This is a genomic window from Micromonospora sp. ANENR4, from assembly GCF_015354395.1.
GTDB classification, from domain to species: domain Bacteria; phylum Actinomycetota; class Actinomycetes; order Mycobacteriales; family Micromonosporaceae; genus Micromonospora; species Micromonospora aurantiaca.
Map to the genome: position 1 here is coordinate 44,614 of NZ_JADKYQ010000006.1, position 13,934 is coordinate 58,547.

Consider the following 13,934-nt stretch of genomic DNA (forward strand, 5'->3'; position numbering starts at 1 on the left):
ATCAGCCGGGCAGCGCCGCGAGGTGCTGCTTGACCTGGGTGATCGAGGGGTTGGTCAGGGCGCTGCCGTCGGCGAAGCGCAGCGTCGGGACGGTCTGGTTGCCGCCGTTGACGCTCATCACGAAGTCCGCAGCCGTCGGGTCCTGCTCGATGTCGACCACCTCGTACGCGATGCCCTCCCGGTCGAGCTGCGACTTCAGCCGGTGGCAGTAGCCGCACCACGGGGTGGAATACATCGTCAGCATGGTCTGATCCTCCAAGGGGTGACTCGCGCCCGGTCCGATCAGGCCAGGCTAACCGCTGCAACGTCACACGATGCTGGGATGATTCCCTGCTGTGGGCGTTCACTCAGCGGCGGAACAGGTGCTGGCCGGGCTGGATCCGGAGCAGCGGTCCGCGGTGACCGCCCCGGCCGGACCGGTCTGCATCCTGGCCGGCGCCGGCACCGGCAAGACCCGGGCGGTGACCTCGCGGATCGCGTACCGGGCGCTGACCGGCGACATCGCCGGCCGGCATGTGCTGGCGGTCACGTTCACCGCCCGCGCCGCCGCCGAGATGCGCAGCCGGCTCGGCGTGCTCGGGGTGCAGGGGGTGCAGGCGCGCACGTTCCACGCGGCGGCGCTGCGGCAGGTCCGCTACTTCGCGCCCCGGCTGCTGGCCGGGCGGGCCATGCCGGAGCTGCTGGACAGCAAGGTGCGGGTGGTCACGCTGGCCGCCGCCAAGGTCGGCCTGCGCGCCGACCGGGCCGCCGCGCGGGACCTGTCCGCCGAGATCGAGTGGGCCAAGTCGTCGCTTGTCGAGCCCGGGGAATACGTGGTCGCCGCGGCCAAGGCGCTGCGCGAGACGCCGTACGAGCCGGCCCGGGTGGCGGACGTGTTCGACGCGTACGAGCGGCTCAAGCGCGGCAACGGGGTGATCGACTTCGAGGACATGCTGCGCGCCGCGGTCTGGGGCATCGAGGAGCACCCGGACGTGGCCGAGCAGGTGCGCAACCAGTACCGGCACTTCGTGGTCGACGAGTACCAGGACGTCAACCCGCTCCAGCAGCGGCTGCTGGAGGCGTGGCTGGGCGGCCGGGACGACCTCACAGTGGTCGGCGACGCCAGCCAGACGATCTACTCGTTCACCGGTGCCACCTCGTCGTACCTGGTCGACTTCCCCCGGCTGCACCGCGGCGCGACAGTGGTCCGGCTGGTCCGCGACTACCGCTCCACCCCGCAGGTCGTCGGTCTGGCAAACGCGGTGATCTCGCAGGCCCGGGGCACCGAGGCGCGGCTGCGGCTGGAGCTGCACGGCCAGCGCCGGCCCGGCCCGGAACCGGACCTGCGGATCTTCACCGACGAGCCGGCCGAGGCGAACGCGGTCGCCGCCCGCTGCCGGACGCTCGTCGCGGGTGGCACCCCGGCCCGGGAGATCGCGGTGCTGTTCCGCACCAACGCGCAGTCCGAGGCGTACGAGAAGGCGCTCTCCGAGGCCGGGGTGCCGTACGTGCTCCAGGGCGCGGAGCGGTTCTTCGAACGGCCCGAGGTGCGGCAGGCGATGATCGCGTTGCGCGCCGCCACCCGGTCGGCCGACGCCGGGACCGCGCTGCGGGCCGCCGTGGTCGAGGCGCTCACCGCCGTCGGCTGGGCGCCCGACGCGCCCCCGCCCGGCGGCGCCGCCCGCGAGCGGTGGGAGGCGCTCGCCGCGCTGGTCCAACTCGCCGAGGAGTACGCGGCGCAGGCCGAGGAGGAGCCGGACCTGACCGGGTTCACCGAGGAACTCGCCCGGCGGGCCGCCCAGCAGCACGTGCCCACAGTCGAGGGGGTGACGCTCGCGTCGCTGCACTCGGCGAAGGGGCTGGAGTGGGACGCGGTGTTCCTGGTCGGGCTGGCCGAGGGCACGCTGCCCACCACGTACGCGAAGACGATGGAGCAGGTCGAGGAGGAACGGCGGCTGCTCTACGTCGGGATCACCCGGGCCCGGGAGTGGCTCTGGCTGTCGTACGCCACGGCCCGCTCGCCGGGTGGCCGGGCCCGGCGGCCCTCGCGGTTCCTGCCGCAGCTCGACCGGTCCGGCGGCGGTGAGCGGGCCGGCGGCGCCGGCCCGGCGCGGCGGGCCGAGCGGCGCCGGCCGCAGGTGGTCTCCTGCCGGATCTGCGGCGCCACGCTGCTCGCCGGCGCGGACCGCAAACTGGGCCGCTGCCCGACCTGTCCGTCCGACATCGACGAGGAGCTGTACGAACGGCTGCGCGAGTGGCGGCAGCGGGTCGCGGGAGCGCAGAAGGTGCCGGCGTACGTGGTCTTCACCGACGCCACGCTCACCGCGCTGGCCGAGCGGAAGCCCGGCCGCACCGAGGAACTGGTGGCGATCGCCGGGATCGGGCCCCGAAAAGTCGGGCTTTACGGGGATACGGTGCTCGCCCTGGTGGCCGGTGCAACGGTGGACGACGTCTGCCCACAGAAAACTTCTGAAAACTAGCCGTAAATCGTTTGCCCTCCCCCGAGGGCGAGGAATAGCCTCATGACACACCTCGCGAGCGGCGCCGTTCTGGCTGCTCAAGAGGGATGAGTCCACGGTCGGCACGAGGAGAGTAGGGAGGTGGCACCAGTGAAGATCTTCAACTATGAGCGTCTCGCGGCGATGCCGTCTGCCGTCGCTCCGCTGTCGGCTGTCCGGGTGGCCCTCGCCGCTCGACCGTCGGCTCCGCAGGTGCACCAGGTCCAGGTTCAGGCCGAGCTGAACCTGACCGTTGCGCCGATCGCCGGAGTCGAGGGGACCAGTGGCTTCGCGGGCAAGGGCATCGATGGCGCCAAGAAGCGCACGGATGTCCGCGGCGTTCCACCTCGAGGTAGACCGGTCTGATCCATCAGACCACCGGCTCACCTCGAGGCCGCGGAACCCGCATACCGGGATCCGCGGCCTCAGTTTTTTTGTCCCGCCGAAGTACGTCGGAATGCGATCCACGAGATCGAAGTGAGAGAGAGGTGACCGGAGGATGAGTCTGGCGTTGGCCCCCCTCGACGTGAGCGTCGACGTGGAGGCGAACCTGCCCTGCCGGAAGTTCGACCCCGACCTGTGGTTCTCCGACTCGCCCGCCGAGCTCGAGCTGGCCAAGTCGCTCTGCGGGGACTGCCCGCTGCGCGTCGAGTGCCTGGCCGGTGCGGTGGAGCGAGCCGAGCCCTGGGGCGTCTGGGGCGGCGAGATCTTCGAGCGTGGCGCGGTCGTCCCGCGCAAGCGGCCCCGTGGCCGTCCGCGCAAGGAGGACCTCGCCCGTGACGCGCAGCTTCGGGTCGAGGCGGAGGCGCGACTGGCGGCCAGCGGGCTGTCCGAGTCGCGGAACTCCGTCCGGCTGGCAGCCTGACACACCTACGTTCCGAAACCGACCGATGCCGGTGTCCCTCCACCGGCCGACCTGAAAGAGAAACCCTGATGCTGAACCTGCCGAACGGATTCGAGATGCAACTACTCCACGAAGCGTTGTCCAGGGCTCGAATGCGCCGGCCTCAGGCCGGTCGCACCACCACGAGCACTGAGGCAACCCGTTCCGCCCGTACCGTCGCCATGCGGGGTCGCAGCCAGTCGGCCCGCGACCTGGGCGTTCTGTAGAACGATCGTGAGGAAGGGGCGGTGACCGACCAGGTCACCGCCCCTTCGTGGTCTTCCGGCGCCGGCTTGCGCTCAGGCCACCGGCGCGAAGCCCGGCAGCCAGCGTTCCAGGATCGACCGGTAGGACGCCTTCGCCTCCAACTGGCAGAGCACCCCGATCGAGCCCAGCGTGACCCGGTGGATCATCAGGTACGACGGCGGCAGGTTGAGCTGCCGGCTGAGCTGGTAGGCGGGGGAGCGCGGGCTGGCCAGCCGGGTCGCCTCGGCGCGCAGCCACGCCCGGGTGAAACGGAACTCGTCGGCGGCGATCGGCTCCAGCATCGGACGCAGGAAGTCGAGCACCGCCGGGGCGTCGATCGACTCGGTACGGCTGACGAAGCCCTCGGCGCGCAGCCCCTCCACCACCGCGTCGGCGTCCTCGCGCAGCGCCAGCGCCGCGATCCGGCCGATCGGTTCGGGCGTGCCCTGCGGCATCCGGGCCACCGCCCCGAAGTCGATCACACCGAGCCGGCCGTCCGGGAGCAGCCGGAAGTTGCCCGGGTGCGGGTCGGCGTGCAGCAGCCCGGCCCGCTCCGGCGCGGACAGGTGCAGCTCGGCCATCAGCCGACCGGCCTCGTTCCGCTGCTCCTCGGTGCCCTCCCGGATGATCTGGGACAGCGGGATGCCCTCCACCCACTCGGTGATCAGCACCCGCGGCGCGGCGTCGAGCACCTCCGGGATGAAGATGTCCGGGTCGTCGGCGTACGCGGCGGCGAAAGCCCGCTGCGACTCCGCCTCCAGCTCGTAGTCCAGTTCCTCGGTGATGCGCTCACGCAGCTCGGCCAGCAGCGGCTTCACGTCCAGCCCCGGCTGGATGGCCCGGAACATGCCGCCGAGCCGGGAGAGCTGCTTGAGGTCGGCGAGCAGCGCGTCACCGGCGCCCGGGTACTGGATCTTCACGGCCACGTCGCGGTGCCGGGGGCCGCCCCCCGCTTCGTACCCCGGGTCGCGCCAGACCGCCCGGTGCACCTGGCCGATGCTGGCCGCGGCGGCCGGGGTGTCGTCGAACTCGATGAACCGGTCGCGCCAGTCCGGGCCGAGCTGCTCGGCGAGCACCTTGTGCACTGTCGCCGCCGGCAGCGGTGGCGCGGCCTCCTGGAGCTTGGTGAGCGCCTGCCGGTAGGGCGCGGCGACCTCCTCGGGCAACGCCGCCTCGAACACCGACAGGGCCTGGCCGAACTTCATCGCCCCGCCCTTGAGCTGCCCGAGCACGCTGAACAACTGCTCGGCGGTGCGCTGCTGGATCTCGGCGGAGATGACGTCGGACGCGAGGCCGGTCACCCGCTTGCCCATGCCGAGGACGGTTCGACCGGCGAACCCGAGCGGCAGAGCGGCGAGTTTGGCGGTGCGGGACACGGCCCGGCGCGGGATGTCGGTCACCCGGCCATTGTTACCGACGCGGGGCCTCCGCTGCTGCCGTGCGGCGGGTAGCGGCCGGGGCCGACCGGATCGGGCGACGCCGGCAGCAGCCGCAGGAGGGGTGCGGCGGCCACCGTCGGTAGCGGACCCGGCCCGGCCCGCGGATCTCCACCGCGCCGCCGAGCGTCTCCGGCCGGGCGCCGTCGAGCTGGGCCAGCACCTCGGCCGTCGCGAAGGCCGCCCCGGCGAGCCCGGTGGCGGCGGTGCAGGCCCGCTCTCCCCGGTCGGCGGCGAGCTGGGCGGCGAGCGCGGGCCAGTCCGGATCCCGGTCGCCTCGGTGCAGGTCCAGGCAGCGCAGGCAGGGACCGACGGGCGGGCAGACCAGCGGGCCGATCACCGGTACGCCGCCACGCAGGTCGACCAGCAGGTGGGGCTGATTCCGGCGGGCGTACCCGGTGGCGAGCAGCTCGGCCGGACGGTCGACGCCGAGCTGCACCACCAGGTCCGGCCGGGTCGCCCGCGACGGGACGGTGACCGTTCCGGGCGCGCACCGCTCCAGCGCCGCGCGTAGCGCGAGGGCCAGCGGCCGGCCCAGCTCCGCGGCGGTCAGGCCGGTCCCGACCAGGTCACCGGCGCCGACCGGGCCGGCCAGGTCGGGTACGACGTGCCCGACGCCGGCCTGCGCCAGCGCGACGGTGACCACGGCGCCGAGTCGTCCGGTGCCGGTGACCAGCACCCGGGCGTCGCGGCGGCGGCGCAGTAGCCGGGCCGGTGTGCCGGGCAGGTCGGGCGACGCGAGCGCCAGCGCGGTGGCCTCGGCGGTCAGGCGGGCCCGTGTCGTTCCGGCGAGATCACGGGGGAGCAGTGCTTGCGCCGGTACCACCAGCCCGGCGTCCCGGAGCGTGTCGAACAGGGCGCGTGCCTCGTCGGGCGGGACCCGGGCGGCGCGCGCCTCGGCCAGCACGGCGCGTTCGCTGCGGGTGCCGTCGAGCAGGTCGAGCAGGCGGGCCGTGCCCGGCGAGGACATCTCCAGCAGCACTGCGCGGCCGGGCGGCTCGCCGAGCTGGAGCGTGTGCCGGTCGCGCCAGAGTCGGGTCAGGCCGGGGAGCAGGACGGGACGGACGAGCGGTGTCGGGTCGGTCACGCCACTGATCGTGACCGTCTCCGCGCGCTCCGTCGCTCGTTGTCCACAGGTGCGGCGAGCCGTGGCCAGCGTTGTCCACAGGTTCTCGCCGGTTTTCCACAACTAGCCGGTAACTCTGTCGGCGACACGACCGGGGAGGACGGCCGACGGCCGCCCTCCCGGTGTGTGTCGTACGGGTCAGACCTTGGCCTTGCCCAGGATGCGGTTCACTGTTGTGCCGCACACCGGGCACTTGCCCTTGGCCATGTTCATGCCGGTCTTCGAGACCTCCACGTGCCCCTCGAAGTCCCGCTTCTCCTTGCACTTCACGCAGTAACCGTTGTAGGTCTGGGCCTGGTCGGCCACGGTAGCCTCCTCGTCTCGTCCGCCGGAGGTGTCCCGGCGGTCTCCCTGCGGCGGCCCACGCGTGGCACCGGCGCCGGGGGTTCTCCGCGGTCAGTCACCTGACCGTGGTTGGCGGACCCTACCCAGGTACGGGCAGTTCCATGTCAGCTGTGCGCCGACTCTGTGAGCAAGTCGACGTCGAGAGTGTGCATGCCGAGTAACGTCGGATAAGTCAGTTTCGCGCGGACACGCCGGATGAATGCACCCAGATCCGCTTCGCGTGGCCCCGCCGACTGTCACTCGTCGTAGATCACTTAACGTGAACAGGGCCGGTCAGGTGATGGTCAGCTACCGTCGCAAAGAATTTTTTCCGGACTCCTGACAATCAACCGCCACTTTCCGGGCGCGTGTCGTCGTGTTGACTCTTGCGGAGCCCTGGTCAGTACGCATTAGCTTTCCATCGTGACAGTCAACCGAGGCTGCGCGGACCGGTAATGGCCGTGACGCGGAAGCCCGTCGTCGAGGTGCGGCGCAGCCAGCGTCGGCGGCGCACGGTGTCCGCGTACCGGGACGGTGAGCGCGTCGTCGTGCTGATCCCCGACCAGTTCTCCCGGGCCGAGGAGAGCGAGTGGGTCGACCGGATGCTCGCCCGGCTCGCCGCCCGCGAGGGCCGGCTGGCCCGCTCGGACGCCGAACTGCTCGCCCGCGCCGCTCGCCTGATCGACCTCTACCTGACCGAACACGGGTCGGCCGCCGCGCCTGCGAGCGTCCGCTGGGTGACCAACCAGAACGGCCGCTGGGGCTCCTGCACGCCCGCCGACCGCACCATCCGGATCTCGCACCGGGTTCAGGACATGCCCGACTGGGTGATCGACTACGTGCTGCTGCACGAGCTGGCGCATCTCATCGTGCCCAGCCACAACGCCCAGTTCTGGGCGCTGGTCGCCCGCTACCCGAGGTCGGAGCGCGCCCGCGGCTACCTGGAGGGCGTGGCAGCCACCGCCGCCATCCCCTGACCACCGCCGCCATCGCGGTCGATCATGAAGTTGGCCCGGCGTTTCGTCCGCTTCGTCACCGCCAACTTCATGATCGCCCGTGGGGTGGGGTTAAGGTCGGCGAATGTCGCGACGTGTGGTGGTGGCGCTGCTCGGCCCGGTGACGTGGACGCCGCCCGGAGTCGATCCGGCGCGATGGCGTACTGCGCTCGCCGAGGACGTGGTCGACCTGCTCGCGACGCTGAACGAGGTCGAGACCGCCGTCGCGGTCACCGCCCGCGACCGATGGCTGGCCGACGCGGTGGTCTGGCCCGGCACCGGTGTGTACGAGGTGCCCGAGCCCACCCCGAACGCGGTGTTCGCGGCGATCATCGGCGACCGGGCGGCCCGCGATGACGGGGCGGGCGGCTACGACCAGGTGGCGGTGGTGGCGGCGGACGCGCCGGACGTGCCGGGGCTGACGCTCGGCAAGCTGCTGCGCCCGCTCACCACCCGGCCGGTGGCGCTGGCTCCGGTCGAGGGGAGCGGAACCGGGCTGCTGGGGGTGGCGGCGCGACTGCCCGTACCGGCGTGGCTGCCGGCGCTGGACCTGGACACGACCGCGCCGGCCGAGGTGCGGCGGGCGGCGCCGAGCCCCGGGGACGTGGCGGTCACCGCCGGATGGCACCGGATGCGCGGCCCGGCCGACCTGGCCGCCCTCGATTCGGCCGTCGAGGGCTGGGAGGCCACCCGTGCCCTGCTGTCCGGCCGCCCCGTCTGACCCATCGCCCCCACCGCCCCCGCTGCCCCGCCGACTTCGCCGATCTTGGAGTTGTGGCACCTGGCAGAAGCCTCATTCAGGACATCCTGGGCGCCACAAGTCCAAGATCGACGGAGCGGGGCGGGCGGGGTGGGGAGGCGGACGGGCCCGCACGGGGAACCGTGCGGGCCCGTCCGGCGTACGCGTCAGCGCTTGTCGTCGTCCTCGCCGGGGGACTTCTCCTCCGGGGCACCGGGGGCGGAGAAGTCGAAGTTCGCCAGCTCGTCGTCGAGATCGGTGCTCGTCGTGGCGAACGCCTCCGGGGCGGCGAAGTCGTCGTCGGAGGGCAGCAGGTCCGGGTGACCCCAGACCGCGTCCCGGCCGGCGATGCCGCGGTGCTCGGTCAGCGCCGCCCACAGCACCGTCGCCTCACGCAGGCGGCGGGGCCGCAGTTCGAGGCCGACGAGCGCGGCGAACGTCTGCTCGGCCGGGCCACCCGCGGCGCGGCGGCGGCGGAACGCCTCGCCGAGGCGTACGACGTTGGGGAGGCGGTCACCGGCGGCGCTGTCGACGACGTGGCAGACCCAGCCCTCGACCAGGGCGAGTACGGTCTCCAGCCGGGCCAGCGACGCCTTCTGGGCGGGCGTGTCCTCGGGCGTGAAGATGCCCTCCAGCGCGATCGCCTGCATCGACTCCGGGTCGGTCGGGTCGACCCGGCCCATCGCCTCCTCGATCGCCTCCCGGTTGACCCGGATGCCCGCGGCGTAGTTCTCCACCGCGGTCAGCACGTGCCCGCGCAGCCACGGCACGTGCTGGAACAACCGCTGGTGGGCGGCCTCGCGCAGGGCCACGTAGAGGCGTACCTCGTCCTCGGGCAGCTCCAGGCCCTCGCCGTACACCTTGATGTTGGCGGGAACGAGCGCGGCGGTGCCGGCGGGGCCGAGCGGCAGGCCGATGTCACCGGCGGAGAGCACCTCGGCGGCGAGCGAGCCGAGCGCCTGGCCGAGCTGGCCGCCGAAGAGGGCGCCGCCGAGCGTGGCGACCATCGACTGCATCGGGCCGAGCTGGGCGCGGGCCTCCGGCGGCACCAGGTCGCCCATCGCGCCGACCATCCGGCTGGCCACCGGGTCGCAGAGCTTGCGCCACACGTCGAGCGTCTTGAAGATCCACTCGTTGCGGTTCCAGGCGACCGAGGTGCGGATGCCGGAGGGCCACGAGGTCGCCGGCTCCAGCCACAGGTCGGCGATGCGCAGCGCCTCCTCGACCGCGTTGCGTTCGAACGGCGACACCGCCGGGTCGCCGGCGGCGGCGAGCTGGCTGGCGGCTACCTGCCGGGCCAGGTCCCAGTTGACCGGCCCGCTGCCCGGCGCCGAGAGCAGGTGCTGCAACTGCGACATGAACTGCTGCATCGCCGCGGGATCGTTGGGGTCCGGTGGTTGACCACCCGGGAGCGCGAAGCCGAACGGAATATCAGGCACGACGTCTACGGTACGCGGGCCCCGCCGCAGGTCGTGCCACTCGGCGTTGCGCTGAGGGCGAAGTCCGCCGGTCACCGCGCCGGATGGCAGGGGACGGATCGGTACGCTCTGGCCCATGAGACGTCGCGGCGTGACCGTCCTCCTCGGTGCCCTGCTCACCGCCCTGCTCAGCATCGGCGTGCTGAGTGTGCCGCTGCCGTACGTGGTGCTCGGCCCGGGTCCGACCGTGAACACGCTGGGCAGCGAGGACGGCAAGGAGGTCATCCAGGTGACCGGCCGCGCGACGTCCACCTCCGCCGGTCAGCTCCGGCTCACCACAGTCGGTGTGCAGCCGACGGTGCGGCTGCGGTCGGCGCTTGCCGGATGGTTCTCCTCGGACGAGGCGGTGGTGCCGCGGGAACTGGTCTACCCGCCGGGGGAGTCGCAGGAGGAGGTCGAGAAGCGAAACGCGGAGGACTTCCAGAACTCGCAGACCAGCGCCGAGACGGCGGCGCTGCGCGAGCTGGGCTACCCGATCAAGGTGCTGGTCAAGGCGGTCACGCCGGGCGGCCCGTCGGTCGACGTGCTGCGCCCCGACGACGTGGTCACCTCGGTCGACGGGGTGCCGGTGACGAGCGCGGCGAAGCTCACCGAGCTGATCCGGGCGAAGCCGGCGGGCACCGCGCTGACGATCGGCTACACCCGTGGCGGCACCCCGGGTACGGCCACGGTGACCAGCCGTGAGCAGGACGGCCGGCCGCGCATCGGCGTGGAGATCGACCAGCAGCAGCCGCACCCGTTCACCCTGAAGATCGACCTCGGTGACATCGGCGGGCCGAGCGCCGGGCTGATGTTCTCGCTCGGCATCATCGACAAGCTGGAGCCGGCCGACCTCACCGGCGGGAAGATCATCGCCGGTACCGGCACCATCGACGACGAGGGTCGCGTCGGCCCGATCGGCGGTATCGCGCAGAAGCTGGTCGGCGCCAAGGACGCGGGCGCGAAGGCGTTCCTGGTGCCCGCCGACAACTGCGCCGAGGCGGTCCGCAACCCGCAGCCGGGCCTGCCGCTGCTGAAGGTCGCCACGCTGAGTGAGGCATTGACGGCACTCGAGACGCTGCGGGCCGGGGGACAGCCGACGCGCTGCTGACGCGGGCCGGGCGGCGGTCACGGCGCGGATCGTGACGTGACCTTGACCCGACGTGCTCAGGAACACCCCGTACTCTTGGTGCCTGGTCGGAGCCGATCACATCGAGCGTGCGGAGCCAACAGTGGTCATGCGTAGCAGTCCCTTACCGAGGATGAGCCGGCGCGGACGCGTCACCATCGGTGTCCTGATCGGGGTGTTCATCTTGTTCACCCTCCTCGGGTGGGGCGTGAACGCCTGGACCGACTGGCTGTGGTTCGACGAGGTCCGCTACACCCAGGTCTTCACCGGCGTGCTCGCCACCCGCCTGCTGCTGTTCCTGGTGGTCGGCGCCGGCATGGCGCTGCTCGTCGGCGGCAATCTCTGGCTGGCCCACCGGCTGCGGCCCAAGATGCGCCCGAACTCGGCCGAGCAGGCCACCCTGGAGCGCTACCGGATGCTGCTGAGCCCTCGGCTCGGCACCTGGATCGCGCTGGCCGCCGCCGTCGTCGGGCTGTTCGCCGGCCTCTCCGCGCAGAGCCGCTGGGGCCAGTGGCTGCTGTTCCGCAACGGCGGCGACTTCGGCGTGAAGGACCCGGAGTTCGGCGTCGACGTCGGCTTCTACGTCTTCCAGCTGCCGTTCTGGCGCTACGTGCTCGGCGTCGGCTTCACCGCGGTGGTGCTGTCGCTGCTCGGCGCGCTCGCCGTGCACTACATCTTCGGCGGCGTGCGCCTCCAGGGCGTCGGCGACCGGATGACGAACGCCGCCCGCGCCCACCTCAGCTCGCTGGTCGCCGTGTTCGTGCTGCTCAAGGCCGTCGCCTACGTGCTGGACCGGCGGGCCATGCTGCTGGAGTACAACGAGGGCGCCAAGCTCTACGGCGCCGGCTACGCCGACGTGAACGCGCTGCTCCCGGCGAAGGAGATCCTCGCCTGGATCTCGATCGTGGTGGCGCTGGCGATCATCGTGTTCTCCAACGCGGTGATGCGGAACCTGGTCTGGCCGGGCATCTCGCTGGCGCTGCTGGGCGTCTCCGCGGTGGCGATCGGCGGCATCTACCCGTGGGCCGTGCAGACGTTCGAGGTGAAGCCGAGCGCCCGGGACAAGGAGGCGCCGTACATCGAACGCAGCATCAAGGCCACCCGGTCCGCGTTCGGTCTCGACGGCACGAAGACCACACCGTACGCGGCCAGCAACCTCGTTCCACCCGCCAGCCTCGCCACCGACACCTCGGTGGTGTCGAACATCCGGCTGCTCGACCCGCAGCTCGTCTCCGAGACGTACACGCAGCTGCAGCAGGTCCGCGGCTTCTACGACTTCGGTTCGAAGCTGGACATCGACAGGTACTCGGTCAAGGACAAGACCTCCGACTACGTGGTCGGCGTCCGTGAGATCAACTACGGCGAGCTGACCGACCAGCAGAGCAACTGGATCAACCGGCACACCGTCTACACCCACGGATACGGCCTGGTCGCCGCCCCGGCGAACCAGGTGGTCTGCGGCGGCCAGCCGTACTTCGTCTCCGGCTACCTCGGCGAGAAGGCGCAGGAGGCGTGCTCCTCGCCGACCGAGGAGATCCCGGCCCAGCAGCCGCGGATCTACTACGGCGAGCGGATGGAGGCGAGCGACTACGCGATCGTCGGGCAGAACGGCGACCGCAACGTCGAGTTCGACCGGCCCACCTCCACCGGCGGTGAGCAGTACTACACCTACACCGGCGAGGGTGGCGTCAAGATCGGCTCGTTCCCGCGCCGGCTGCTCTACGCGATCAAGGAGCAGGAGTCGAACTTCCTGCTCTCCGAGGCGGTCAACGAGAACTCGAAGCTGCTGTACGTGCGCAACCCGCGCGACCGGGTGGAGAAGGTCGCGCCGTTCCTCACGCTCGACGGCGACCCGTACCCGGCGGTGGTGAACGGGCGCGTGCTGTGGATCATCGACGGCTACACCACGGCGGCGACCTACCCGTACGCCGAGCGGGTCAACCTCCAGGCCGAGACGACCGACGAGCTGACCGGCCGGGGCACGTTCCAGCTCGCCCGGGAGAACGTCAACTACATCCGCAACTCGGTGAAGGCGACTGTCGACGCGTACGACGGCACGGTCAAGCTCTACTCGTACGACGACACCGACCCGGTGCTCAAGGCGTGGAACAAGGCGTTCGGCGGGGACCTGGTGCTGCCCAAGGGCGACATTCCGGCCGAGCTGGCCGAGCACTTCCGCTACCCGGCCGACCTGTTCAAGGTGCAGCGCAACCTGCTGACCAAGTTCCACGTCACCGACCCCGGCGACTTCTATTCCGGCCAGGACTTCTGGCAGGTGCCGAATGTGCCGGACGCGCCGGACAGCGGGCAGAAGCAGCCGCCGTACTACCTGTTCACCCAGTTCCCCGGGCAGGACGGGCCACGCTTCCAGCTGACCTCGGCGGTGACCCCGAACGGCCGGCAGAACCTCGCGGCGCTGGTCTCCGGGTCGTACGTCGACGGGCAGCCGAAGCTGGAGGTGCTGGAGCTGCCGGACCAGACCCGGATCTCCGGTCCGACGCAGGTGCACCAGCAGATGACGAACAACGGCGACATCCGGCAGCAGCTGAACCTGCTCTCCTCCAACCAGGCGCAGGTGCAGTACGGCAACCTGCTGTCGCTGCCGTTCGCCGACGGCATGCTCTACGTCGAACCGGTGTACGTGAAGAGCAGCAGCCAGGACGCGTACCCGCTGTTGCAGAAGGTGCTGCTCTCCTACGGTGACGGCGGCTCGTACGTGGTGCTCGCCAACAACCTCGGCGACGGCATCAAGCAGCTCGTCGAGCAGGGCAAGCGGGCGCCGAACACCAACCCGCCACCCAGCACCGACGACAACCCCACGCCGACGCCGACGCCGTCGCCGACCGGGGGTGACAACAACACGCCGCCGATGAGCGGGGAGCTGGCCCAGGCGGCCGCCCGGGTGCAGACCGCGATCGGCGAGGTCAAGGCCGCGCAGGCGTCCGGCGACTTCGAGCGGTACGGGCGTGCGCTGAAGGCGCTGGACGAGGCGATGAGCGCGTTCCAGCAGGCCCAGGCCGCGGCGAACGGCTCGGGCAACCCGGCGCCGTCGGGCAGCGTCTCGCCACCGGCGCCGACGTCACCCGCGCCGTCACCGGGCGGCTGACGCCGAACTGACACCA

12 protein-coding genes are annotated in these 13,934 nt (G+C 71.7%); 7 read left to right on the plus strand and 5 right to left on the minus strand.

The window, feature by feature from the left end; all coding sequences use genetic code 11:
* Window position 1: 1 nt before the first annotated feature.
* Entirely contained in the window at window positions 2-244 is a 243-nt protein-coding gene (locus tag IRY44_RS11895) for a mycoredoxin (protein WP_018784736.1), read from the minus strand.
* A 91-nt stretch (window positions 245-335) separates the two neighbouring features.
* On the opposite strand from IRY44_RS11895, the gene IRY44_RS11900 reads away from it, so the two are divergent.
* The 3 genes from IRY44_RS11900 to IRY44_RS11910 all read left to right on the plus strand — a co-directional run bounded on the left by IRY44_RS11900 (window position 336) and on the right by IRY44_RS11910 (window position 3,342).
* Complete coding sequence (locus IRY44_RS11900) at window positions 336-2,459, plus strand: ATP-dependent DNA helicase UvrD2 (protein ID WP_194800473.1); 2,124 nt, start codon at window positions 336-338, stop codon at window positions 2,457-2,459.
* A gap of 129 nt (window positions 2,460-2,588) precedes the next feature.
* On the plus strand, window positions 2,589-2,843 hold the full coding sequence (locus IRY44_RS11905) for a hypothetical protein (protein WP_082931090.1): 255 nt from the start codon (window positions 2,589-2,591) through the stop codon (window positions 2,841-2,843).
* Between the two features lie 133 nt (window positions 2,844-2,976).
* The gene (locus tag IRY44_RS11910; protein ID WP_194800474.1) at window positions 2,977-3,342 is read left to right on the plus strand and encodes a WhiB family transcriptional regulator; all 366 of its coding nucleotides are present in this window, start codon (window positions 2,977-2,979) and stop codon (window positions 3,340-3,342) included.
* Between the two features lie 317 nt (window positions 3,343-3,659).
* Here the strand turns inward: IRY44_RS11910 and IRY44_RS11915 are convergent, their stop codons facing one another.
* The 3 genes from IRY44_RS11915 to IRY44_RS11925 all read right to left on the minus strand — a co-directional run bounded on the left by IRY44_RS11915 (window position 3,660) and on the right by IRY44_RS11925 (window position 6,474).
* Window positions 3,660-5,006, minus strand: a complete 1,347-nt coding sequence (locus IRY44_RS11915) for an AarF/ABC1/UbiB kinase family protein (protein ID WP_194800475.1) — start codon at window positions 5,004-5,006, stop codon at window positions 3,660-3,662.
* A gap of 10 nt (window positions 5,007-5,016) precedes the next feature.
* Window positions 5,017-6,129, minus strand: coding sequence for a hypothetical protein (locus IRY44_RS11920; protein WP_194800476.1), 1,113 nt, complete (start codon window positions 6,127-6,129; stop codon window positions 5,017-5,019).
* 177 nt (window positions 6,130-6,306) lie between these two features.
* The gene (locus tag IRY44_RS11925) at window positions 6,307-6,474 is read right to left on the minus strand and encodes a DUF5679 domain-containing protein (protein WP_007464795.1); all 168 of its coding nucleotides are present in this window, start codon (window positions 6,472-6,474) and stop codon (window positions 6,307-6,309) included.
* 473 nt (window positions 6,475-6,947) lie between these two features.
* Here IRY44_RS11925 and IRY44_RS11930 point away from each other — a divergent pair, with 473 nt between their 5' ends.
* Window positions 6,948-7,469 (plus strand): M48 family metallopeptidase, encoded by a 522-nt coding sequence (locus IRY44_RS11930; protein WP_194800477.1) that lies wholly within the window; start codon window positions 6,948-6,950, stop codon window positions 7,467-7,469.
* Between the two features lie 103 nt (window positions 7,470-7,572).
* On the plus strand, window positions 7,573-8,208 hold the full coding sequence (locus IRY44_RS11935) for a hypothetical protein (protein ID WP_194800478.1): 636 nt from the start codon (window positions 7,573-7,575) through the stop codon (window positions 8,206-8,208).
* A gap of 185 nt (window positions 8,209-8,393) precedes the next feature.
* Here IRY44_RS11935 and IRY44_RS11940 read toward each other — a convergent pair whose 3' ends face one another.
* Window positions 8,394-9,665, minus strand: a complete 1,272-nt coding sequence (locus tag IRY44_RS11940; protein ID WP_091423230.1) for a zinc-dependent metalloprotease — start codon at window positions 9,663-9,665, stop codon at window positions 8,394-8,396.
* 115 nt (window positions 9,666-9,780) lie between these two features.
* Between IRY44_RS11940 and IRY44_RS11945 the strand changes: the two genes are divergently transcribed.
* Together IRY44_RS11945 and IRY44_RS11950 are read left to right on the plus strand one after the other, a co-directional pair.
* Entirely contained in the window at window positions 9,781-10,794 is a 1,014-nt protein-coding gene (locus IRY44_RS11945) for a PDZ domain-containing protein (protein WP_194800479.1), read from the plus strand.
* Between the two features lie 127 nt (window positions 10,795-10,921).
* Window positions 10,922-13,918: a UPF0182 family protein gene (locus tag IRY44_RS11950; RefSeq protein ID WP_228531953.1), complete on the plus strand. Its 2,997-nt coding sequence runs from the start codon at window positions 10,922-10,924 to the stop codon at window positions 13,916-13,918.
* The last annotated feature ends 16 nt before the right edge of the window (window positions 13,919-13,934 follow it).